Source organism: Terriglobus sp. 2YAB30_2, from assembly GCF_052114765.1.
Taxonomy (GTDB): Bacteria; Acidobacteriota; Terriglobia; order Terriglobales; family Acidobacteriaceae; genus Terriglobus.
Window position 1 is genome coordinate 165,891 of sequence record NZ_JBFRFJ010000003.1, and the last position, 23,508, is coordinate 189,398.

Here is a 23,508-nt window from a genome sequence, read left to right on the forward strand (position 1 = left end):
GTCGATCGTTTGTTTCAGGAAAGCGCAAGTTGCTTTTTGCGCGCGAGATTGATCCAAACAATTGCCACAAGGTAGGCAACACCATAGCCCCACAGCAAACCAGCGGCGGCTACACGCAGCATCTGTTCATCGAAACCGTATAGGCCATGGAACCAGCGCAGGGCAATACCGTCCAGCATCATGGCGATCCCGCCCACCAACGCTGTACCTGCAAGCAGCTGTTCGTTGGTCAATCGTCCAACAACCTTGCACAACCACACTCTGATCGCACCACCAATCGGCGCCTTCAGAAAACGCCACTCAAATCGGCCGCTTCGAGGGATTCGCCGAAGGAGGTTCCACTCCCCTTGACATTCGACCTGTATCCGCTTAGCTTTAGGTCGAATGTCGACTAGAAGCACAAAAGAGCAGCTTGAATTGATGCAGGGGACACTGGACCTCTTGATTCTGCAGACGCTTGCCTTCGGCAAGGCACACGGACATGCGATTGCGCGCACCATCGAGAGAAGGTCCGATGAGGTGCTGCAGGTTGGGCACGGATCGTTGTATCCAGCCTTGCAACGGCTGCTCAAGGCCGGACTGATTGATGCTGAAGACGGAGTTTCGGAGAACAATCGCAAGGCCAGGTTCTACCGATTGACCTCGAAGGGACGGAAGCAGCTATCCGCCGAATCTTCAAAGTGGGAGCGCCTTACGAGCGCGATCGCGCGTGTCCTTTCACCTGTCGTAGAAGAGCAATCGTAGCGAGGGGAAAAACAATGTTGAAATGGCGTCGTCGCAGGGAGAGGCTGCTGCAGGAGTTTGAGGAACATATTGAGTTCGAAGCTCTCGACAACATCGCGATGGGGATGTCTCCTGAAAAAGCCCGACGGCAGGCGCGCAAGAAGTTCGGGAATGCACTGGTGACTGCTGAGGCAGCCCGCGATGTGTGGGGTTGGGTCTGGCTGGAGCATCTCCTGCAAGATGTCCGTTATGCCGTAAGACAGCTACGGCGCGATCCTGGCTTCTCTGTCACAGCAGTGGTGGTCCTAGCACTGGGACTGTTTGCCAGCACGGCCATCTATGCATTTGTGGATGCGGCACTAGTGAAGCCACTGCCGTATCGTTCGCCCGGGCGACTGGTGGCGCTGTTTGAGCGGATTCCCGTGGGAGACCGCTATCACCTTTCGTATCGCGACTACGTGGAGTGGAAGAGACGGAATCAAGTCTTCAGTTCGTTAGATGTGTATAGGCCGGAGCCGGTGACTGTGCGGAACGCTGAGGGCGTCGAGGAAGCACCAAGCGGGCTGGTGAGCGATGGATTTTTTCGGACTCTGGGAGTTCAGCCTTCGCTGGGCAGGGACTTTCTTCCGGGCGAAGAGGACCTCTCCGCTGAGAGGGTCATGCTGCTAAGTTATGGAGCATGGCAGCGTAGGTTCGGGGGAAATGCAGCCGCGGTCGGCAGCTCGATGTCGATCAATGGAGCCCCTTACCGCATCGTGGGCGTGCTACCGAAGGAGTTTCACTTTGCTCCAGTGGGCCGGGCCGACTTCTGGCTACCGTTGCGCGGGCGGTGTAAGGAGTACCCCGCTTGCTATCCCTTCTATGGCGTGGCGCGCCTGAAAGATGGAGTGTCCCTGCAGACTGCGGCGGAGAACTTGAGCACAATCAGCAGCGAGATCGCGCGAGAGTTTCCTAAGTTCAATGGTGATCGCACGTCGTCGGTGCAACCGCTCACACAGACGATTCTGGGAAATACAAGGCCTACCCTGCTGGCTCTGCTTATCGGTGCAGCGCTACTATGCGTGATCGGGTTCGTAAACGTCTCAAGCCTGCTACTGGTGAGAACGGAGAGCCGCAGGAGAGAGATCGCGATGCGTCAAGCACTGGGGGCCACGCGGCAACGGCTGATGCGGCAGTTCATGATCGAGGGCCTTGTATTGGCCGGCTGCAGCCTGGCAGTCGGGCTTGCACTAACGTGGGCCTTGCTGGGGACGCTTAAAGCACAAATACCGGTACATGCTCTGGCCGCCATGCCCTATCTCGAAGAGATGCAGTGGAATCTTCGTGTCATGCTCTTTCCTGGTGCCATAGCGCTAACCGGAAGCGTGCCGTTCGCAGCGCTACCTGTGCTGCATATGCGGAGGATAAACGTGCAGGAGGGCCTGCGAGAGGCTGACCGCTCGGCAAGCGGAATGGGGTGGAGGCGGTCCGGCGCTGGGCTGGTGGCGGTAGAACTCGCAATCACGATGGTGTTGCTCGTGAGCGCGGGGCTGTTAGCCAAGAGTTTCTACCGCCTGCTTCACGTGGAGATGGGTATCTCAGCAGAGCGGCTGGCGATGGTGCACGTATTACGTCTTGAGGACGACGCCGCTCGTGCAATAGCTCTGGAACGCAGGATCGTAGCTCGGATTGCCCAGATGCCGGGTGTTGAGTCCGTAGGCATAACAGCGGAGCCCGTAATTAGTGGTGGAGAGCACTTCGTGAGCAGGTTCTCGCACTTTGGCGTGATGGGCCGGTCGTATGTGGGTGAGGGCGATGAGATGCTCGACCAAGTAGCTGGTGTGGGGTACTTCGAAACCTTGCAGGCGCTCCTGGTGGCAGGCAGATTCTTCACAGCTGCCGACGGCGAGACGAGACCGTTAGCGGTAATCAACGAGACGACGGCACGGCAGGAGTTTGGAGTGGAGTCGCCGCTGGGCAAAAAGATTGTTAGCCAATACGATCCGGACCATCCAATAGAGGTTGTAGGAATAGTCGCCGACGTGAAGGATGGCGCCCTGGATAGTAAACCGCTGGCGGCGGTGTACCGACCGTTCACACAGATAACGCCGTATGACTTCTACGCCGTCTTCCGCATCAAGCAAGATGCGACCGTGTCGGCGGCATCGGTCACACAGGCGTTGAAACAAATGCGTGAAGCGATGATTGTTGATGGCGAGGAAACGTTAACGGAGCGCATTAACAGCTCAGAGGCGGCGTACTTGCGTCGTTTGGCCGCGTGGATTGTGGGGACGTTTGCATGATTCGCGCTGGTGCTAGGCACTGTAGGGCTCTATGGTGTGATTGCGTACTCGGTGTCACAGCGGAGACGCGAGATTGGCGTGCGTATGGCTCTAGGAGCGCAAAAGTCTTCGGTGTACGCACTCGTAATGAAAGAATCAGTGTGGCTGTCGCTGGCGGGTATTTCGGGTGGGTTGTTGTGCTCGGTGGCCGTGACGATGATGCTACGCAACCTGCTATTTGGAGTATCCCGATGGGATGGCGTCACGCTAGGCGGTGTTGCGGGATTGCTGCTAGCGGCGTCGCTGGTTGCGAGTTATTTACCGGCACGCCGCGCGGCGAGTCTGGACCCGATGCAGGCATTGCGGGCGGAGTAAACCTACATTTGAGAGGATCGCACTTCTCACAACCCCGAGGTGTGCACCCGGGCCGTAAGAACAGCTCCCTCTATGGCTCCGCAGGCTTCGCCGGAGCAGGCGCGGCCGGAACTGCTGACGGCGATTGTGACGGAAGACCGGGTACCGGAACCGGCTTCGGCACATTGTTCTGTGCTGGTGGATTTTGTGAAGCGGGCTGCTGCTGAATCGGCGTCTCGGTCGGCTTCTCTGCCGGCTTCTCCGCCGGTGGCGGAGGCGGAGTCTTCGGGGCAGGCGCACGGTCCACAGGCTTGATCGTCTCCGAAGTCTGATCTTCGTCGCTGTCTTCGTCCGCCTGTTTCTTCTTCTGCTCCTCAGTCACCGAGCGGGCATCGGAGTTCACCGTCACCTCGAGCTGCTTCTTCTCGCCGCCGGTGGCGAACTGTTCGTCCGGCTTGCCGGCGATGGCCAGCTTCATGAACTCCATCCAGATGGGCAGAGCAGCGCGGGCTCCAGTCTCCTTCTCGCCGAGCGACTGGCGATCGTCATATCCGATCCACACGCCGCAGGTCACCGACGGAGAGAAGCCGATGAACCAGGCGTCCGTATAGTTGTTCGTTGTTCCCGTCTTGCCGCCGAGAGCGTGATGCAGTTGTGAAGCCGCGGCGCCTGTGCCGGAGATGGTGACCTGCCTGAGCAGCGTCATCATGGTTCGAGCCGTCTCCACCGAGGTGACCTCGCTCACCTTTGGCGCGGGATCGTCCATCGGCAGACCATCGGAAGCGGTAACGCGGCGAATGTAGTGCGGCTCAACGCGGATGCCATCATTCGGAAAGACGGCGTAGGCGCCTACCTGGTCAAAGAGCTTCATATCCGCCGCGCCGATCGCAACTGGGAGAAACGCCGGAATCTTCGACGTGACGCCGAACCGCTGGGCAACATCAATGACCTTCTGGATGCCAACCTGGTGCGCCAGCCGCAGCGCCGGAATATTACGGCTCTCCGCGAAGGCCTCCAACACGGTCATTGAGCCTTTGTAGTCAGGCTCGTAGTTGTGCGGTGTATACGGTCCGCTGGGAGTAGAGAAGGTTGTCGGCACGTCCAGAACATGGTCCGTTGGCTTGGTGCCGGCTTCCACCGCTGCGGTATAGACATAGGGCTTGAACGAAGAACCCACCTGGCGCTCCGCCTGAGTCGCACGATTGAACTGCGACAAGGAGAAGTCGCGGCCGCCAACCATGGCCAGCACTTCGCCGTTCGAGTTGTCCATCGCCATCAGAGAAGCCTGTGCTCCGGAATCCTGTTCCAGCGCAGCATGGATTCCCTTCTCCCCTTCGGCGGCCAGGATGCGGACATAAGCGATATCGCCCTTCTTCAGCAGGGCGTCGCCGGTCTTCAGCTGCGTCCATGCCCAGTCCGCGGGCTCGATATAGGCTTCGCGCTGGCCGATTCGTACACGAATCTCCTTCTCGCTCACATCCGTTACCAGAGCATGGAAGTACGTATCCTTCTCGATGGGCATGGTCCAGTCGGGATGCACATAGGCTGCTGGATCCTGGCCGGCAAGAATGATGTTCTGTACACGGTTCTTCCAACCATGGCGGCGTTCATAGGCAGCCGCACCGTTTAGCACCGCGTGGTTGGCAGCCACCTGCAGGTCGTAATCGAGCGTTGTGTAGATGCGCAGGCCGGCACCGTGCACCTCTTCCGCTCCGAACTGCTGTTCGAGCTGGCGGCGGACCTCTTCCACAAAGTATGGAGCGACCGAGTTTGCGGGAGGCTCAATCTTCAGACCCAGCGGAGCCGCCTTGGCCCGAGCCTCTTCGGCCTCGGTAATCCATCCATCCTGCTGCATCTCGCTCAGCACCAGGTTGCGGCGTTTCAGCGCACGGTCAGGATGCCGCACCGGCGAGTAATACTCCGGCCCTTTGGGCAGAGCAGCCAGCAACGCTGCCTCGGGCAGGTTGAGTTCATGAACGTGCTTGGAGAAGTAGTACTGCGCGCCTGCCTCGAATCCATAGGTGCCACGGCCGAGATAGATCTGGTTGGCATACAGCGCGAAGATCTGTTCCTTGGTAAAGTGGCGCTCGATCTGCAGCGTCAGGAGAACCTCCTGCGCTTTACGGCTGAAGGTCTTCTCCGGCGAAAGGAAGAGGTTACGCGCCAGTTGCATGGTGAGCGTGCTGGCGCCCTGCGCCCGGCCCTTACTATGCAGATCGCGATAGGCGGCGCCGATAGCACGGAAGAGGTTAACACCCCAGTTGCGCTCGAAGCTCTTGTCTTCAATCGAGAGAATCGCCTTGCGCAGAATCGGCGGGAACTCGCTGTATGACACAACCACACGCCGCTCCAGCGAGAAGGAGCCAAACTGCTTCCCGTGAATGTCGTAGAGTTCCGTCGTGGTGTTGGGACGATACCGCTCGAGGTCCTGCATCTGCGGCAGGTCAACGGAATAGACCAGCATCAAGCCGCAGAGAGAGCCGAAGAGGGCGGAGATCCCCAGCAGACCGATAAAGGCGCCGCGTCGCATCACAGCGCGCGTGCGCGCGGCGACACGACGCGTCCGCAGGTTAGGACGATGTGTCTGCCGCGGGTCTTCAGTAAAGATGGAGTTCACGGACGTAGCACTGCCTATGGAAGATCATCCCATAGATCCTGGGATGCGGCCCGTGATACTAGGGCGGGCTTATTCTTTTCGCCTAGGCGGCTTTGTTCTTCCCGCTTAAGCGGCTTTGTTCTTCAGGATCTCCAGCGCCTTCGAGAGCTGATCGTCCACTTGGTCCTTGCGAGCTGCAGGAGCCGCATTGTCGTCCTCACCATCATCGATGGCTCCGGCGACCAGGACACCGGGAGTCACTCCGTCATCCTCAATCTTCTTCCCTGCGGGCGTGGCGTACTTGGCCACGGAGAGGATGAGAGCGCCGCCGTCCGGCAGGTCAAAGGTCTTTTGCTGGCTGCCGATGCCGAAAGTCTTCTCACCTACGACCTCAGCACGCTTATTATCCTGCAGCGCAGCCGCTACCAGCTCGGCCGCACCAGCAGTACCACGGTTGACCAGAACCACCACAGGAGCCTTCTCGGCGACCGTCTTCGAAGGATCAGCCGTCACGGTCTGCTTGGCGAACTTCTGCCCCTCCAGCACGCTGATAGTTCCGGACTTCAGCAACATATTCGCCAGGCGCTGCGCCTCGGCCATATCGCCGTCGGCAACATTGCGCAAATCCAGGAGCAGCTTCTTGTTGCCACCCTTGTTCAGTCCCTTCAGCTTGCCTTCGATCTGCGAGACATGATCACGGTCCAGGATGCCGGGCTTGAGGTACAGAATGGTCGAGTTCTCGTAAAGGGTCTCCGCAACCGGAGCCAGCGGCGTCATGGCGCGGGTCAGATCAACCTTGTCCGGAGCCGCCTTGCGAGGACGGACCACAGCGATGGTCACGGTCGTGCCGGGCTCACCGCGCAACATCATCTCGATGGAAGCCAGCGAGAGGTCGTGGGTCGACTTGTCGCTAATGGACTCGATGATGTCGCCGTCGTTCAGATTGGCCTTGTCCGCAGGGCTGTTCGGCACCACGCTGACGATAGTGGCATAGCCATAGCGCTTGGAGACGTTGATTCCAACCTGGGCCTTGCCTCCCTTCAATGTCTTGTAGGACTTGTTCTCCTCCGGCGAGAGGTAGCCGGACTCCGAATCGAGCGACTCCGCCAGTCCACGCAGCGCACCGTTGGTCACGGACGGAATGTTCGGCTCTTCCACATAGTCGGACTGAATATGGCTCAGAACTTCGCTGTAAACATTGATCTGCCGGTAAGCGTTCTCCTGCGGGTCGCTGGCCGCGCTTACGCCAGTGGCGTTAGCACCCAGAAAAACAGTCAGCACCAGTGCGACTGAAGCAAGGAGGAGCAAAATCTTAGGGATACGGGGCATCAGGGAACCTTCTCCGGCAAAAACGATACGAGCTGACCGCGCGCTTGGCTTTTAGACGCGGCGGGGTAGAAATAGCATACTCCCGCTTGGTGGCCGTGCGGAAACCAGAATTTTGCCCATCCGACCTACTGGATGGTTTAAGATTTACGACGCAAGTTGCTGGAAATAATAGGCTTGCTACTCTCGACAGCCCAAAATGGAATCCACCAATATCTTGAGCGGGTAAAGGACACGGCGTACGCGATCCATTGGCTATCTCGAACTTATCGATTACGTTTTAATGTTCGCGCCAGATGCGGACGGCCTTTACATCTTTCATCTCGCGGTGAAGCCGGGCGAGATCCCGAAGGCACTCCGCCTCTTCCTCGCTGGAAGAAAAGCTCTCTGCCTCGGCTTCAAGCAGTGAGGCAATATATTCCCCCACCGTCATTCGTATCTCGTACTCGGCCGCCATCCACGTAAGGTAAATGCAGGCCAAAAAAGTACAAAACGTTTTTCACGGTCAAATTACCGTTAACGTTTACCTACTAGATGCGGATTTACCTGACTAACCAGGAATTCATCAGGCGTTATCGAGAGGTCGTTGCATAGAAGGCGGCAGCGAGGCTGCGGTGATCACCTCACCATGAGGGGTCCACATCTCTACATGGTCAAATCGCTGATGGCATTGGGGGCACTCCTTCGGCATGCTGCCGGCACTGTAACCGCACTCACATGTAAGCACCTGAACGGAGCCTGCGAATTCGATTGTCAGTTTTGCCATGAGCCCACCTCCACCGGGTTCTTTATTATGCACCCCGAGGACCAAACAACATTGAATTTATGTGAAAAGGATAAGTTTCACCTTAGTACGGCGGACTCGCTTCCCTTCTCCACCGAAGTGAGATAACTAATCGAGATGGAAGATTTCCACAAGAGGGCGCATCGCGTCATCCGCCTTGCCGTCTGTCTCAAAGAACGGCAGCATCTCAACCTGCCAGCGCTCGTTCACCTCAAAGGCCTTCATCCCTTCTACGGCCTTTCCGAAGTCTTCGACTTCAACATAGCCGATCAGGGTTGCTCCCGGTCCAAGGAAGAGTGAGTAATTCTTCCATCCCGTTGCGCGCAGAGCATCCTGCATCTCCGGCCAGACATGCTTGTGCCGCTCAACATACTCGTCCAACCTATCGGCGCGAAGCTTCAGTGTGAAACAGACTCGCTGCATTTACTTAAGTCACCTTCTCGTAATCGTCAGGGCTCGAGACCTGACGAGGCAAATTGTATCTTGCGGGCGGCTATCCCCTCTGCAGAGGCAGCCGCCCGAGATGACTTACTGCACAGTGATGACAGCAACCTCGAAGGGCTCTAGAGAAACCACATTGCCTTGCGGCTTTCCGGTCGCAGCCTCGTGATCGCCGGTTGACGGAGCCGTGTAGGTGATCGACTGCACTAACGTTCCCGCAGGAAGTTCGACACTCGTTGCCTTCTGACGCTTATTGACCAGCAGGACCTTTTTGCCGGCCGATGTCTGGATCGCCTGAATGGCAATATCGCTGTTTCCTCCCGAGGTTTCTATAAAGCGGTCACCTGGACCGAAGTTATCTTTGAGCAGCTTGAGTGTCCAGAAACGGGCATTTGGTTCCGAGGTGTTGTAGTTCATCATCGACACACTTGGAAACTGCGTCGGATATCCCACCAGTTGAGACTCCCCAACAACGTCAACCCCTAACTTGACTGCCTCAATGTAAAGGTAGGCATACATCGCGCTTGTCAGATTCCAATACAGCGCCGGCTCCTCCGGTGTCTTCTTGCCATGATTGCTGTCATCATCTTCCGGCAGAATGGCTCCCAGTTCGTCCCAATCTGTCTTGGTGCCAGGCGAAAGCTCGTGCTTGATCTGCTCCACATACCTCGCGATATTCAGGAAGCCGTCAGCCTGGTCAAAGAAGGTGTACTGCATCGCCTCGAAGGGTTCTCCCTTGGATGGCGAGGCATAAAAGTGATAGCTCAGGAAATCGATCGGTGTTCCAGGCGCGTGATTCTTTGGATCGAGAAAGTAGCGAAACATCTCTCCGTGCTTCGCTGGGATCGCCGACGCACATGCGACAAATTTCAGGTCCGGATCGACCTTTCGCATCGCCGTAGTCACAACATCGAAGAAGCGGGTGTACTCCTGCGGCGTCCAGTGATGTTCAAAGTCAATCTCGTTGAGCAACTCCCAGTACGCGAACTTATAGTGATGGTCGCTCTTGTGGAACTTCCCATTCTCATCGGTAAAGCCGCCCTTCTCATACCAGGAGAGCAGACGCACATAATAATCAGCCGCCTCTTTATAGGTGGGGTCGTTGATCTCGGTGCCCCGCGTATAGGTCCAGTAGACCTGATTCGGATCGGCAGGGTATGTCACCGGCTTGTCTGTCTTCCATAGCCAGGCTGGCATGGTGCTGAAGTTCATGATGACCGAATGCCCCGCCGTTGCCTTCATCAGGTCTTCCACCATTGGGTCGATCAGGGAGAAATCCCACGAGGTCTTCTCTTTCGTCGGCGGCTCGAGCTCTGCGACGGCAAGCTTCGGATACGGCAGCCACGGGACATAGCGGACGTAGTCCGCGCCGATCGTAGCGATTGCTTTGAAGCTGCCATCGTGCATCTTTGCCCCTCGCTCCAGCATGGGGTTCACCACAACCTGGTATGCGGGGGTGGCATTCGATGTGACGGCGGTCTTCGTCCAGTCAACCTTGATGCCGGAGACCGTAGCCTGTTGAGCGTGCAGCAGGCCCCAGCCAAAGACAGTTGTCAGGGCGACGGCCGCAAGAGTGTTCTTCATGATTCCTCCAGTCCAGACATCTCGTTGTTAAGGAAACTCACTAACAGACCTGATGAAAACCAAGGTTCATCAGAGCTGCAATCTTTCTAAGCTGATCTCCCAAATGACCGACACCGATCGCACAGTGATGTGCCGGTCCCTGGGCATTCCACGCCTCAGAAAATCGGTGGGCGCCAATCGGGAATCGGTAACGGCTGTTGGTGTTGCCGATCTCGAGAATCGGGCCGGGCACACTCTCGCCTTCCGCGACCAGAAGACGAAAGCCATGCTGCTTGTCCTCAACCACAGAGAGCAGCGTGACCGGCCCGTGCTTCACCGCCATCTCTACGGAGAGACCGCGCCCCACCTTGCCGTGGTACACGGGTAACGGGCGCACACGGATCTTTTCCTGAGCAATGCGTGGATGCCCCGGGCCATCATGCCCCATCAGAACAAGATCGTCAGTGAAGTCCATGGCGTAGTACTCGGTAAATGATCCTCCGGCGCCAAGCTCATCCAGAATCTTCATGGCGAGGACGTTCTTCACCTCGTACTCACCGGCAACAGGCACACCTCTCCCTGTCAGCATCGACGTGCCAAGAATGATGGAGCTCATGGTGTTCTCGTTTTCGGGTATTCCGGAACCGCTGTAGTAGTACGCCAGCATGTCGATTCCCTTGCGGCGCACAAGCTGATCCAGCGCGGCTGCGGTGGTTGCGGCGCGGGTCAGCTCCTCCGGAGGGCAATCCTCGTCCAGTGCGAAGAAGTCATGGAAGTCACTGACTTTCTTCTCAACGTCCTGTGGCGTTACGGCACGGCGGATCGCGCTTAGCTCATCAACCTCGAAGATATGAATCAGTGTCCCAAACCGGCCGCTCACCTGCACCAGGTCCGTCGCGATATCGAGCATGCCGCTGTAGTAGTGCCCCATCAGTCCCAGCCGGCAATGGTTCATGGTCTTCACCACGTCGGCTGCCTTCAACCATCCTTCAAGATCGGCCCAGCACTGCGGATCGTTCTCGAGCATGCCCGTGACCTGCTGAAACGGGATATCGAGGCGGCGCAGGACATTAGCGATCTCGGGCACGGGGCAAGCCGAACAAAAGGCCAGCCACTCCCCGGTCATCGCCGTACGATCACCAAGGCGATTGAACTTCACATAGTCAATCGCCGCCGCGGGAACAAGGTTGAGCAGAACAACGGGAACCTTCGCCCGCTGGATGACCGGCAGCAACGTCGAAGACAACGCGTACGTGGTGACATAGACCAGCAGGATGTCGATATCTTCAGTCCTGCAGGCATGACCCGCATCCACTGCCTTCTCCGGTGTGTCGATCAGCCCCAGCAGAATCGACCTGCGGCCGCTCTCCTCTACCTTTCTGGAAACCAGTTCAAGATAACCTTCCAGACGTTGCTTCAGACCTTCGAATTGTGGCCAGTAGCTCTCCAGGCCAAGACCGATCAGGCCGACGCGAAGCTGAGTGTCAAAACGCTGCAATGTGTGCCCTCCAGGCTTCGGGAAAAAATATCAAAAGTTTCACCCTGAACGTTCACCCCAGCGAACTTGTTCGCTGGTAATTAGTGAAGGACCTGCTTTTCCATGCTTCGGCTGACACCAACAACAGGGAAAATGCTCTAGAACACCAGCCGCCCTCCGATCTGTACGACCCGTGCTGCTCGCGTGGACGTAATCGCTCCGAATCCCGGCCCGAGCGACGTGCTGGCGTGCCCGAACTGAGTGTGGTTGAAGACGTTGAACGCCTCCATGCGAAGCTGGAAGTTGGCGCGCTCGCCCAGAGGAAGCGATTTGAAGAGACTGGCATCCCAGTTCTGATAGCCAGGCTGCTCCAGCGAGTTTCTGCCTGCATTGCCAGGAGTACCGTAACTCGGCTTTGAAAAAGCCGCGGTGTTGAACCACTGTGTAGGAGCATGCCTTCCGGCGCTGACATTGCCCACAACATCCGGGCGGGACTGGCTGAAGTCACCGATATTCAGGTTGTCGCCGGCCAGCGTGGGCGTGTTGTACTGGCCGGAGCTGAACGTTGTGATGCCGTTCAATTGCCAGCCGCCAATCAGGTACTCCACGCCGAGTGGTGCGCTGTTGAAGAGACGCTGACCGCGGCCGAATGGCAGTTGATAGGTATAGCTGGCAACCAGGCGATGCGGCACGTGATAGTCAGAGACACCCCGGTCATAACGGAAGAAGTCACGCGACAGTGACGAGAAGTCATCGGTGATTCCGATATCAATGGCTTTGGAGTAGGTATAGGCCACCAGGAACGAATTGCCATGGCTCATACGCTTCTCCAGCTTTGCAGTAAGGGCGTTGTAGTTTGAACGGCCATAGTTGCTGCTCACCAGGATGAAGCCATATTGAGGGAATGGTTTGCGCGAAGCGAGCGGAATAGTTCCCGTCGTATCGATTGCGCCGATGTTAGCATTCTTGCGTTGCGCCAACTTCTGGCCGCTGGAACCTGCATATTCAAGCTCCAGCAGATAGTCCGAAGCGAATGCCTGCTGGATATCCAGACCCCACTGGTTGATATAGGGGGTCCGGTTGTCCTGGTCCAGCGTAAAGATATTGGCATGAGCAGGCGGGAATGTCGTCGAGGTGCCGGCGAAGGGATTGAAGATCGACACCGGCGTCGTTGTGCTTGGTGTATTGCTGCGCGAGGTGTAGAAGGGACTTCCCTGATTCTTGAACTGCTCTTCGTTGAAGTTATCCGTTGCGTAGTATGTCCCCACGCCTCCGCGGATGACGGTGTTGGGGAGAAAGGACGGCCTCCACGCAAAGCCAACACGCGGAGCGAAGTTATTGAGGTCTGGCTTGACGATGGAACGCCGAATCGAAGAGCCCGCATAGGCAAACTGCCCAGTGACTGTATCGAAGAACTGGCTGCGGTTACGCGACTCAACCGGTGAGCCGGCGTACTCATAGCGCAGCCCGAGATTCACGGTCAGAGAAGGCAGCACCTTCCAGTTGTTCTGCGAGTAAAAGCCGTAGTAGGAGCTGTGCAGATACTGGGTTGAGTCACCGCTGGCAGCCGTAATCTCGTATGGCTGCCCCAGCAGAAAGTCACTCAGGCCGATGCTGCTGACACGCTGCCCTGCCGCGTTCCGCGTGGAGTACCCGTTGTTGTAGGAGAGCGTTGGGTTCGAAGCAAAGTCGGTGATCTGCGTAAAGTTCTCATGAATGTACTGCAGGCCATTCATTGATGTCAGCTTGCCATGCGTCCAGGTCAGGTTATCGGAGACCTGGTAATACTTATCGTCCGCGCCAATCACCTCAGCGATAGAACCCACGGAGCCGAATCCGGCGATGCCGAAGACAGGAACGCCGTAGGTTGCCGGATTGTCATTGTTGGCATACGGAAGGCCAAATAGAACGCCCGCATAGTTCGGCCCGTAGGCTCCTTCCGAGTTACGGAAGGTCGCGGAGTCATTCACGCCGAAGCGGAACTCGTTCACCAATGTCGGCTTGAAGGTATGCAGATAGGCAGCCGTCCACAAATGATCGTTGAGCGGAACAGCATTGCCCCCCAATGGGTTGATCGAAGCGTTGAAGAGATTGTCGTTGCTGTTGGACCATGTGGCGTACAGGCTGTCGCGGTCTGAAAAGCGATGATCGAGCCGGGCGTTGTACTGATTGATCGTCTGCGTGTTCCGCGGCGAGGCAACAGTGTTATAGCTGGGGAAGGCCACACCGCCACCGGCAGCAAGGTTAGGCCTGGGGATGAATTGCAAGGCCTTCATCGCGGTCCCATCGAGTTGGTTAGATGGGATGACATTCCCGGCGAATGGCTGGCCCGTTTGAGGATTGACGATATTCACACATTTGCCGGATCCCGGATTGGCCGCGCAGAACGTTGACGACGTCGGGAAGAGTCCGGTGCCCGCGCTGTCATCCGCCAGGTTGCCTTGAAGCTGCGCAACGGAGGGATAGAGCCCCGTCAACGTCTGTCCCTGGATGAGGCGGAAACCTTCGAAGTTGAACATGAAGAACGTGCGGTTCCGTCCGTTATAAAGCTTCGGAATCCATACTGGCCCGCTGAAGGTAGCGCCGAAGTTATTTTGATTCAGAGCGGGCTGTGAGAGCCCTCCCTGCTTCGCGAAGTAGGTATTCGCGGCATAGGCACGATTACGATTGAGCGCGAAGAGCACCAGGCGAAATGGGTTCGCGCCTGCCAATAGTTCCGTATTCACGATGGAAGCTGCATGGCCGAACTCCGCACCGAAGGTCGTACGCTGCACGCGAAACTCCTGGATCGCATCTACCGACGGCCGGATGCCCGTATTACCGAAACGCGAATTACGTGTCTCGATGCCGTTCACCAGAAAACTGGTATCGCTCTCCCGCAGGCCAGCAATAGAGATCGTCGTATCGCTGCGGCCGGTCCATGTGGTGGCAGGTGAATTGCCATTGCCTATCGGTGCCGCTCCGGTGGTGAGCTGCGTGAGCTGCACGAAGTTGCGGCCATTCAGCGGCAATGTCTGAATGCTGTTCTGATTGATGACCTGTCCAACAGCAGCGCTCTCTGAATTGAGCATTGCAGCCTGGCTCGCCGAAACGGTGACGGACTCAGTGTTGTCGCCGACTTGCATGTGGACTTCCAGATTGGTGCGCTGCCCAATCACAACCGTGATGCCGTTCAGCTCTGCCCGGCGGAAGCCATCGCGGCTGGCGACCAGCTTGTAATTGCCGGGCCTCAACGAGCTGAAGACAGCGAGCCCGTTCGCATCGGTCTTCAGGACCGTCTGCTGGCCCGTCTCTAACTGGGTAAGCACAAGGCTGGCATCGGGGACCATCGCACTGGATGGGTCCGCGACCGACGCGATGATGTCACCTGTTGTCGACTGAGCAACGCACGGCAACACCAGCAACAGAAGACATACGGAAAAACAACCAACCATCCTGCACTGCCGTACGAAGCCTACGTGTCTCCATGGCCTGAAGATCTTGTAGCAAAGCTGATCTTTCTGAAACATGTTCGCCTCCGGACTCAGGCATGGACATGCGGTAGACCTGAGAATGGCGAACATCCTAGCCACGCGAATTGCCTACTCTCCAAAGGAAAGTCCGGCGTGGGATAAATTTCACACTGCGAAATCTTCAAGACTCGGAATTGCCAGATTCTCACTGATTTTCTAAAACAAAACCTCGCACTGGCGGTTTCCTTTCGCAGCATGATATTTTGCACTGCGGAAGAATCTCCAATGCCCTCAAAACGTGAGCCCACCACGCGTAACGGCGCTGTGCAGTCGGTTATACGCGCCTGCGAGATCCTGAAATACCTTCAACAATCGTCGGGAGACGTAAGCCTCGACGCCGTCTGCAGGAATACGTCTCTCCCAAGGCCAAGCGCTTACCGTCTGCTGTCAACGCTGGTTGGGTGCGGCATGATCGAGCGTATCTCCAAAAACAGCTATCGCCCTGTCGTCCTCGCAGGCATCAAGAAGCCTCGTATCGGCTATGCGTCACAGACAGAGGAGTTTTCGTTTTCCCGGCTGGTTTGTGACAGCATTCGAAGCAGCGCTTACCACGCAGGGATCGAGCTTCTGGTGCTGGACAATCACTATTCACCGAAGGCAGCGCTGCGCAACGCGGATACCTTTGTACGGGAGCATCTGGACCTCGTGATCGAGTTCCAGACGAATCATCAGAGCGCCTCACTCGTAGCCGCGAAGATTCTCGAAGCAGGGATCCCTATGATTGCCATCGAGGTGCCGCATCCCGGCGCTACCTACTATGGAGCAGACAACTACAGGGCCGGCATTCTGAGTGGGCGCGCTTTGGGCAAGGCATGTCTGCAGCAATGGCAAGGCATTGTCGACGAGGTCGTATTGATGGAGCTGCCCGTTGCCGGACCGCTGCCTCGGTCGAGAATGACCGCAACTCTCGCCGGCCTGCGCGAGATTCTTCCACGGTTTCCAGAGGAGAAAGCAGTCTTTCTCGACGGGAACGGCCGCTTCGAGGGAAGCCTCGCAGCCATGAGGAAACACCTGAGGCGAAGCCGCGCCAAAAAGATACTGCTGGCGGGCCTGAACGATCCGAGTTGTCTCGGTGCGCTGCAGGCACTGGAAGAGAGTGGCCGCTCACAGGACTGCCTGGCGGTGGGACACAACGCCAGCATTGAGGCACGACGAGAGATGCGGCGTCCGCGCTCGCGGCTCATCGGCTCTGTCGGCTATTTTCCAGAAAAGTATGGGGAGGCCGTGATTCAGTTGGCCATGGATATGATCCACGGACGGGAGGTACCAGCCGCAACCTTCGTAAAGCATCGGCTGATCCATCCCGGCAACGTGGATGCTGCATATCCGAACGATCACGAAATCAGCATGGCCAACTCCGATTCGCTCCTCTATAGCAAACGATGACCTTCGTTCATAGCATATTAATCGAGCAACCTCTGCTGAATGTCAGGAACACCATCATTGCAGGGTGGCAATCTCCTCCAGAAGTTGCCTTGGATGGACAGGTTTTGTCAGCAATTGAAAAGAGTAGCCCTGTGCGCGGGCGTCATTCATGAGATCGCTCGTTGCTGCCTGTCCAGAGAAGAGAAGAATTTTACAGCGGGGATATATCTTTGCCACCTGGATCGCAAGTTCAATGCCTGAGATCTCGGGCATCATGACATCACTGATGAGGAGGTCGGGGGGCGATATTTTCATACGCTCCAGAGCTTCCAATGGGTTCGTAAAGTATGACGCATCATATCCTTCACGACGAAGAATGATAGCAAGCGACTCGGAGATAACCTGTTCATCATCCACGACGAAAACGACAGAGACATGCTGATCGGACATAACACCTCCGTCTTTTGGCGGGAGAAGCGAGTAAAAAGTTCGTGCCAAAAGAACTTCCTTTCGTCTTACGCCGCGCATTTTCTGTGATTTATCAACGCGGTCTATGTATGGTTGAGCAATTAGCTTGCCAATAGCCACACATTGAGATCCCTCAGGATGCTCTTCGATTGATCTCGCTAAACATATGTCAGCAAGGCGTTTAGCAGAATTCGCGGATATCCAACGAGGTGAGACAGCTTATTGGCGTTCCCCACCATCTAACGCGTTGAAGTGGCGTCCTTAGCTCCAGGTCTCATAGAAATCCTCCGCTCTACTCTCGCGCGGGTAGAGCAGAAGCTAGGTCTTTCCCCCCATGACAATGCGGTGGTAGAGCTTCGGCATTCCATCGTCCGAATGATCACGGAACTGGAGATCGCAAAGATTCGTGAGACTGAGAAAGAACAGGAGTCGGAGCCTGACGAACAGAAACGCGAGCCGGCAGCCTGACCCCGATCCTTCATGACTCACCTTCGCTCGATCCTATGAAAATAAAAGGCGCTCCTATGAGGAGCGCCTTTCACGTTCTTCCTGAAGGTCAGAACGCCAGCTTCATGGAAAGCTGTCCGATACGCGGATCGTTCGCCGTCGTAATCCGTCCGAAGGTTGATGCGTTACTGAGATTGTTCGAAGGCGTGTTGAAGTTGGTGTGATTGAAAAGATTGAAGTACTCGGCGCGGAACTGCAAGTCCGTATGCTCCCTGATCTTGAAGTGGCGCGTGAGCGAGGTATCGAAGGTCACGAAGTTTGGACCGGAAAAGGTATTCTTCCGGACGTTGCCGAAGGTTCCCTTCGCCGGTGTAGTAAAGGCTGAGAAGTTCAGCCAGTTCTTGCAGGATGTCGTGACCCCATTGCACGCGTTCCCGCCATAGGCGTTTCCGGAAAGGATGGGCGTATCGCGATTGATGCCTGTGAGCGATACGTCCTGGCCCAGCGCAAGCGTAATGGGATCGCCGGTCCGAGCACTTACCAGCCCGGACGACTGCCATCCGTTCAGGATGGCGCGCAGCGGCGCCCAGCCGTTATCGATCGACGGGAAGACCCACACGTACTTTGCCGTAACGACGTTGCGGTGATCGAAATCCGAGGGGCCGACATCAAGCCGTTTATAGTTCGGCAGGTAAACCGGAAGGACAAAGCTCTGTCCAGCTCCAGCACTGGTTGTCGCCGCACCGTTCGGCACACTGTCCAGAGACTTCGACCAGGTGTAGTTGAGCGTAACGCTCAGGCCGTGGGAGAGCCGCTCATCCAGCGTCGCCTGCATCGAGTGATACGACGAGTTGCCTCCCATGTCGGTCAGACTGATGGTCGAGAAGCCCTGGTAGGGACGGCGGGCGTTCGTGTTCGATGTGGTGGCGGAGCTGGTGTAGACCGCCGGATTGATCTCAGGCGAAGTGAAGATATGGCTGCCGTGGCCGCCAACATAAGCCAATTGCATGCTTAGGCCGTTGGTGAGCTGCTGTGCAAACGCGAGATTCCAGGCATAGGTCAGCGGCACTTTGAAGTTGCCGGAAGGATCAAAGGTGATAACCGGAATCGTTCCAATGAACGCTCCGTTCGGCGTTGAGACCGGGAATGGATTGGTGGTTGAACCATACGGATTGGAGAAATGCGTTCCTGCAGGGTTCAGACTGACAGTTGTCACAAATGGAGCGCTGCCGATCCAGCCATTGTTGAAGAGACCGTTCGAGCGCGTGTCATAGAACATTCCGGTGCCGCCACGGATACTGGTTCTTCCGTTGCCGAAGACGTCATAGGCAAATCCGACGCGGGGCATCAGGTTGGTATAGACAGGGCGAATACCGTCGACAGGAACACCGGAGTCGCCGGCAAACAGCAGACCTGCGGGAGCGTTGGGAAACTTTGTCGATCGCCGGCCCGCGGCATACGCAGCAGGATTGAACTGCCCCATGCGCAGCCCACGCTCATGCAGCGGCAGGTAAGGCTCATAGCGAACACCGAAGTTCAAGGTAAGGCGCCGGTTGAGCTTCCAGCTATCCTGCGCATAGACACCGATGAACTTCGCGCGGTTCTGCTGGAACTGGCCGGAGCTCTGCGAGAACGTATTCAGATAGCCGAAGAGGAAGTTCGTCAGAGCCGTATTGCCGTTCGTTGCGGTGAAGCCATAGGTGCCGGGCTGACCGTTCTGGTTTACCACATCGACCTTTGCCATCTCACCATGGAAGCCGAAGGCCATGGTGTGATGCCCCTTCACCCAGCGCACATCGTCAGCAAGCGTCATGTTCGAGCGCAGAAAGTCCGCGTGCGGATTATCACCCACGGAAAAGTAACTCGCCACGCTGATGCTCTGAATCGACTTGAACCCAGGCTGCCATACATTCACGCCCAGGTCGTTCATGTTGATGCCGCCGGAGAGCGGCCCACGGGTTGCGTAACCACGCTGGTAGCTGAGAATGAAGTTGTTCAGCAGGTTGTCCGTGAAGGTGTGCGTCTCAGAGATCAGTGCGTTCTGATAATCAATGTTGGAACCGTCGGAATAGGTGGGCAGGTTGCTGAGATTTAGCACTCCGGCATTGGAAAACTTGTCCAGGAAGTAGCGCGCGGTAAAGCGGTCCTTCTTGCCAAGGTTTTGGTCATAGCGGGCCACGTATTCAAGGAAGTCCTGCGCGACCGGGCGAATGAAGTTCAGCGTGACCGGTGCGGTGCTGGTGATATTGGCGACTGCAACATGGGAAAGCAACGCCAGCGATGCAGGATCGAAGTTGGACGGGTTCACAAACGCCGCACCCGTAGCAGGATTCACCGGGTAGAAGGTGTTATTGAATGGATTGGTGATGCCTGCCTGACCGCTCAACACCGGCAGATTGCCTGCAACATTTGCGGTCGTTGGTACGGTAGACGAACTGGGCGCGTTCTGCGTGTGCAGTATGGTGCGCTGCATCCCGAAGAAGAAGAAAGACGATTTGCTCTGCCAAAGTCCGGGCAGCCCCACAGGGCCACCCACCGTGCCGCCAAACTGATTGCGCTTCAGCGGGTCGACAGCGGTTTGAAAGTAGTTGCGTGCATTGAAGACCCGGTTGCGGACATACTCGAAGAGATTGCCGTGAAACTTGTTACTGCCGCCCTTAGTGATGACGTTCACCACAGCGCCGGCGTTCTGACCGTACTCCGCCGTGTAGTTGCTGGTCTGTACGCTGAACTCCTGCAGTGCATCCGGGAACGGAAACGGCGCGTTGACGTTGGTGTACTCATCCACGTTGTTGCCGCCATCCAGTAGATAGCTCGTCTGGTTGGCGCGGGTGCCGTTGGCAGAGATCGTCACCGCTGCCGGGAAGGTCTTGGTGTTCCCCTGGTCGGCTGCGCCGCTGGGTGCGGCCACGACCCCAGGCGTCAGCGTTGTGAGCTGTGCGGCATTACGGCCATTCAGTGGCAGCTCATTCACCTGCCGCTCATTCACGACCTGAGAGATGGTGCCTGTGCTGGTATCAACCTGCGGCGCGGCAGAGCTTACCTCAATCGTCTCCGATGTCTGACCGATGGAGAGTGCCGCATTCAGAGTGACGGTCTGGTCTGCAAGCAGCGTGACCGAGCTGTTCGTGTAGGTCGAAAAGCCTGCGGCCTCCACACTGATCTTGTACGTAGCGGGCGGCAGAGACGGGAAGACGAATCCCCCATCGCTGTTCGTCACGGTCTCTGTCTGCGTGTTCGTCGTGACCTGTGTTGCTTTAACGCGTGCGCCCGGTATTGCCGCGGAGTCCTTATCCGTGACAAGGCCGACGATACGGCCCAAACCTTGCGCGAGTGAGCACGTTGACGTCAGAACGAACAGCATCAACAGCAAGGAGGCGTTCCGAAACAGGCGTTCGCAGGGAGAAGCTTGCATGATCTTCATAACGAAGGTGAATGCTAAGGAGTGAACTCAGCGCCTGTCAACCTTTTCTTGCATTGATGCATATTTATGCAATCAGCAACGCGGGACTTGATGCGCAGGATACATCCCTCTTTACGAGTTCAGTCGAGGGCGCCTGAGCTTCGCTCCAGTGTCCAATGGATAAACCAAATCGACATTCTTCGAGGTCAGAAACTGGTGCTTTACGAACACCGCAGGAGCAACCGGTTTATTACGAAGAAGATTCAGCGCCAGAGGAATGACGTAGTTGCCATATCTCTCTGGGAAGTACGCGACCGAACCAATGAGCCGCGTCCCCAGACGACGGAGTTCGGCTCGGGCCTCAGGCGTGGCGTTCTGACTGGCAACAGCACAGGTCTTCTCGGCACCAAACTCTTCCCATACGCGAACAGCCGCCAGGGCACAGATGTCGTTGACGGTGCCGACGAGTGTTCGTTTCGCACGGGCTCTACGCAGATATTTCCGCAACATCTCCTGCACCTGTTCGAAATCGCCACGGCCATTCAGATGAACAACGGATGCAGAGGCGATCTCCGGGAGTTCGGACTGAAGGCCATGCAGAAAGCCGGTACCGCGCAATTCAAGCAGAGAGCCGGCAATCGGAAGCTCCATCAAAACGACGCGGTCTACGCGGCCGTTCCAGTTATCGTTTGCCCAACGTCCCAGGGCTTTCCCGGCGATCACGCCAGCCTTGTAGTTATTAGCGCCAAAGTAGGTAGCTCCAGGGTGTGGAACCTCGATGGCGATGACCGGCGTCTTTGCTTCAAGGAACTTGGACGCGATAGCCGGAGCCACGCGCTCATAAGTCTGGAACTCCAGGACAAGGTCTACGCCCTCGCGGATCAGGAAGTCGGCATTGCGTAGTGCCTCACGGGCGGAGTAGCGGTTATCGACCGTGATGAGATCAACATTCTCTCGCGCAGCCACGGTCTCAATGCTGCGCAGCACCTCCTGTGAGAACTCCGTCACTCCCTGCGTGGCAAACCCAATTCGATATCTGCGTCCCGTAACAGGGCCGAAGCGATTGCGATAGACGCCGGCGCCGACGCGCTCCAGCAGGCCCCCATGGATGAGAGTACGTAGCAGCCGGAAGGCCGTGGTCTTGGGAAGTTGCGCGCGCTCCATTACCTCCAGAAGCGTGAGCTCTTCGCCAAGACTCTTAAATGCTTTTAGTACTTCGCATGCACGAAGGACGGTCTGTGACTCGTTGCGATCGCTGCGGCGGCTGGTCTGCACATTTGATCGACGCTCCAGATGTCTTGGCGGGCTCAAGTCACAACTCCATTAAGACTGGATCTCTGTATTCCGGATTTCGGAATGCGCTCCAGTACACTCGGCAGAGTACGAGGATCAGAACCATTGCGGCAAGGATGAATCAGTGTGGATATTCCGAAATGCGGAATTCCGGGTATGACTCCAATCCCTGCCAGTCGAGGATTTACGAAGTTCCAAAGTCTTGCGAAAGATCAGATGACTGTATCTACTGATCTCGTTACAAAACCGCTCTCCGGAGACAATCGTGTCCAAGCCTGTTCTTAACCTGCGCATCAACGATAAGAAGATAGCCTCGCCAGGATGGGTGTTGTTGTTTGCAAGTGTTCTGTTGGCCCAGGCGCAGCCGGCATCGACCCCGGTCCGGCGTTCTTTCGATCGCGCTCTGCTGCTTGAAGAAAAGAGTGAAACCTCGGCCGGAGTCAGCGTGGGTGACCTCAACGGAGACGGCCTGCCGGACATCGTTCTTGGCAAAGGGCGGCATTGGCCGCTCTTCAACCGCGTGCTATTGAACGATGGCCATGGCAGCTTCACCGCCAATAATCTGGGAACTGCGCCCGACCGCACCTATTCGGCGGCGCTGGCCGATGTCGATGGTGACGGCCACCTGGACATCGTGGTCAGCAACGACGCACCCGATCGCAAACTGGTCTACCTGAATGACGGCAAAGGGCACTTCACCGAGGCCGGTACATTTGGCAGCCCCAACTGGGCGACGCGTTACGTGACCCTGGCCGACCTGAACGGCGACGGTTATCCGGACATCGTGGCTGCCAACCGCGGCGATTATCCGGACCTGGTAGACGGAAAACCCGGAAAAGGCCCACAGAACCCCACTCCGAGTTACATCTGCCTCAACGACGGCAAGGGCCATTTTCCCGCATGCGAAGCGCTTCCAACAGAATCGGCAACGTCCATCGTCGCGGCTGACCTCGACGGCGATGGAGCGCTCGATCTCTTCGTCCCTCATCGCGATGGCGGCCAAAGCATCGTGCTTTGGAACGACGGCAAGGGACACTTCCCCACCTCGACCAAGATCGGCGCAGCCGAAGCCTGGATTCGCATGGGAGCAGCTGGCGATCTCGACGGCGACGGGCGGCTGGATCTCGCGATCATCGATGAACGCCTGAAGGCTTCCTTCATCCTCTTCAATCGCGGCAGACGCCAGTTCGGAGAACCGGTCAGGCTTCCCGGCCCCGCCCGGGCTCCGTACTGCCTGGCGATCGCCGATCTGAATCGTGACAAGCGGCCAGACATCATCGTGGGCTACGTGGAGTTGCCCGGATCGATATTCTTCAACAACGGGCAAGGACGCACGTTCCACGAGGTCCCCTGGAACGACGGCAAAGGCACCGTATACGGCCTGGCCTTCGCCGACTTCGATGGAGACGGCTGGCCAGACATCGTGGCGGCGCGTTCCGATGCTCCCAATGGCATCTGGTTCAGCACGAAACCGAGCGGTGGTCACTAACTCTCG

The 23,508-nt window shown here is 57.1% G+C and carries 17 protein-coding genes; 5 read left to right on the plus strand and 12 right to left on the minus strand.

All coding sequences use genetic code 11. The features are described from left to right. Positions 1–14: 14 nt before the first annotated feature. Positions 15–233, minus strand: coding sequence for a hypothetical protein (locus tag AB4Y89_RS06060; protein ID WP_442300010.1), 219 nt, complete (start codon positions 231–233; stop codon positions 15–17). Positions 234–384: 151 nt separating this feature from the next. Between AB4Y89_RS06060 and AB4Y89_RS06065 the strand changes: the two genes are divergently transcribed. The 3 genes from AB4Y89_RS06065 to AB4Y89_RS06075 are packed head-to-tail and all read left to right on the plus strand — an operon-like array spanning position 385 to position 3,359. Further along, entirely contained in the window at positions 385–744 is a 360-nt protein-coding gene (locus AB4Y89_RS06065) for a PadR family transcriptional regulator (protein ID WP_442300011.1), read from the plus strand. 14 nt (positions 745–758) lie between these two features. Next, positions 759–3,005 carry an ABC transporter permease gene (locus AB4Y89_RS06070; RefSeq protein ID WP_442300012.1) on the plus strand — a complete coding sequence of 749 codons (2,247 nt, stop codon included), beginning with the start codon at positions 759–761 and terminating at the stop codon, positions 3,003–3,005. Between the two features lie 9 nt (positions 3,006–3,014). After that, a complete protein-coding gene (locus AB4Y89_RS06075) occupies positions 3,015–3,359 on the plus strand; it encodes an FtsX-like permease family protein (protein ID WP_442300013.1) in 345 nt (114 codons plus the stop codon). Positions 3,360–3,429: 70 nt separating this feature from the next. On the opposite strand, the gene AB4Y89_RS06080 is transcribed toward AB4Y89_RS06075, so the two are convergent. The 8 genes from AB4Y89_RS06080 to AB4Y89_RS06115 form a co-directional block, all read right to left on the minus strand. Next, a complete protein-coding gene (locus AB4Y89_RS06080; RefSeq protein WP_442300014.1) occupies positions 3,430–5,955 on the minus strand; it encodes a penicillin-binding protein 1A in 2,526 nt (841 codons plus the stop codon). A 105-nt stretch (positions 5,956–6,060) separates the two neighbouring features. Next, positions 6,061–7,263 carry a S41 family peptidase gene (locus tag AB4Y89_RS06085; protein WP_442300015.1) on the minus strand — a complete coding sequence of 401 codons (1,203 nt, stop codon included), beginning with the start codon at positions 7,261–7,263 and terminating at the stop codon, positions 6,061–6,063. Positions 7,264–7,540: 277 nt separating this feature from the next. Continuing rightward, positions 7,541–7,693 carry a hypothetical protein gene (locus tag AB4Y89_RS06090; protein ID WP_442300016.1) on the minus strand — a complete coding sequence of 51 codons (153 nt, stop codon included), beginning with the start codon at positions 7,691–7,693 and terminating at the stop codon, positions 7,541–7,543. 132 nt (positions 7,694–7,825) lie between these two features. Continuing rightward, positions 7,826–8,026, minus strand: a complete 201-nt coding sequence (locus AB4Y89_RS06095; RefSeq protein WP_442300017.1) for a hypothetical protein — start codon at positions 8,024–8,026, stop codon at positions 7,826–7,828. Between the two features lie 126 nt (positions 8,027–8,152). Continuing rightward, the gene (locus AB4Y89_RS06100) at positions 8,153–8,467 is read right to left on the minus strand and encodes an L-rhamnose mutarotase (protein ID WP_442300018.1); all 315 of its coding nucleotides are present in this window, start codon (positions 8,465–8,467) and stop codon (positions 8,153–8,155) included. A 105-nt stretch (positions 8,468–8,572) separates the two neighbouring features. Beyond that, complete coding sequence (locus AB4Y89_RS06105) at positions 8,573–10,069, minus strand: GH39 family glycosyl hydrolase (RefSeq protein WP_442300019.1); 1,497 nt, start codon at positions 10,067–10,069, stop codon at positions 8,573–8,575. Positions 10,070–10,109: 40 nt separating this feature from the next. Then, on the minus strand, positions 10,110–11,546 hold the full coding sequence (locus AB4Y89_RS06110) for an arabinose isomerase (protein ID WP_442300020.1): 1,437 nt from the start codon (positions 11,544–11,546) through the stop codon (positions 10,110–10,112). Positions 11,547–11,683: 137 nt separating this feature from the next. Further along, entirely contained in the window at positions 11,684–15,034 is a 3,351-nt protein-coding gene (locus AB4Y89_RS06115) for a TonB-dependent receptor domain-containing protein (RefSeq protein WP_442300021.1), read from the minus strand. A 228-nt stretch (positions 15,035–15,262) separates the two neighbouring features. Here AB4Y89_RS06115 and AB4Y89_RS06120 point away from each other — a divergent pair, with 228 nt between their 5' ends. Then, on the plus strand, positions 15,263–16,423 hold the full coding sequence (locus AB4Y89_RS06120) for a substrate-binding domain-containing protein (RefSeq protein ID WP_442300022.1): 1,161 nt from the start codon (positions 15,263–15,265) through the stop codon (positions 16,421–16,423). A 54-nt stretch (positions 16,424–16,477) separates the two neighbouring features. On the opposite strand, the gene AB4Y89_RS06125 is transcribed toward AB4Y89_RS06120, so the two are convergent. From AB4Y89_RS06125 to AB4Y89_RS06135, 3 genes are all read right to left on the minus strand, one after another. Beyond that, the gene (locus AB4Y89_RS06125) at positions 16,478–16,990 is read right to left on the minus strand and encodes a response regulator (protein ID WP_442300023.1); all 513 of its coding nucleotides are present in this window, start codon (positions 16,988–16,990) and stop codon (positions 16,478–16,480) included. Between the two features lie 436 nt (positions 16,991–17,426). After that, positions 17,427–20,732: a carboxypeptidase regulatory-like domain-containing protein gene (locus tag AB4Y89_RS06130; protein WP_442300024.1), complete on the minus strand. Its 3,306-nt coding sequence runs from the start codon at positions 20,730–20,732 to the stop codon at positions 17,427–17,429. A 120-nt stretch (positions 20,733–20,852) separates the two neighbouring features. Beyond that, positions 20,853–22,031 (minus strand): substrate-binding domain-containing protein, encoded by a 1,179-nt coding sequence (locus AB4Y89_RS06135; RefSeq protein WP_442300025.1) that lies wholly within the window; start codon positions 22,029–22,031, stop codon positions 20,853–20,855. 247 nt (positions 22,032–22,278) lie between these two features. On the opposite strand from AB4Y89_RS06135, the gene AB4Y89_RS06140 reads away from it, so the two are divergent. Continuing rightward, positions 22,279–23,502 (plus strand): FG-GAP repeat domain-containing protein, encoded by a 1,224-nt coding sequence (locus AB4Y89_RS06140; RefSeq protein ID WP_442300026.1) that lies wholly within the window; start codon positions 22,279–22,281, stop codon positions 23,500–23,502. The last annotated feature ends 6 nt before the right edge of the window (positions 23,503–23,508 follow it).

Bases quoted from the DNA above. Each gene is read 5' to 3' on its own strand.
- AB4Y89_RS06065 (WP_442300011.1), top strand. From the start codon at position 385: ATGTCGACTAGAAGCACAAAAGAGCAGCTTGAATTGATGCAGGGGACA.
- AB4Y89_RS06070 (WP_442300012.1), top strand. From the start codon at position 759: ATGTTGAAATGGCGTCGTCGCAGGGAGAGGCTGCTGCAGGAGTTTGAG.
- AB4Y89_RS06085 (WP_442300015.1), bottom strand. From the start codon at position 7,263: ATGCCCCGTATCCCTAAGATTTTGCTCCTCCTTGCTTCAGTCGCACTG.
- AB4Y89_RS06090 (WP_442300016.1), bottom strand. From the start codon at position 7,693: ATGACGGTGGGGGAATATATTGCCTCACTGCTTGAAGCCGAGGCAGAG.
- AB4Y89_RS06095 (WP_442300017.1), bottom strand. From the start codon at position 8,026: ATGGCAAAACTGACAATCGAATTCGCAGGCTCCGTTCAGGTGCTTACA.
- AB4Y89_RS06100 (WP_442300018.1), bottom strand. From the start codon at position 8,467: ATGCAGCGAGTCTGTTTCACACTGAAGCTTCGCGCCGATAGGTTGGAC.
- AB4Y89_RS06105 (WP_442300019.1), bottom strand. From the start codon at position 10,069: ATGAAGAACACTCTTGCGGCCGTCGCCCTGACAACTGTCTTTGGCTGG.
- AB4Y89_RS06115 (WP_442300021.1), bottom strand. From the start codon at position 15,034: ATGTTTCAGAAAGATCAGCTTTGCTACAAGATCTTCAGGCCATGGAGA.
- AB4Y89_RS06120 (WP_442300022.1), top strand. From the start codon at position 15,263: ATGCCCTCAAAACGTGAGCCCACCACGCGTAACGGCGCTGTGCAGTCG.
- AB4Y89_RS06130 (WP_442300024.1), bottom strand. From the start codon at position 20,732: ATGCAAGCTTCTCCCTGCGAACGCCTGTTTCGGAACGCCTCCTTGCTG.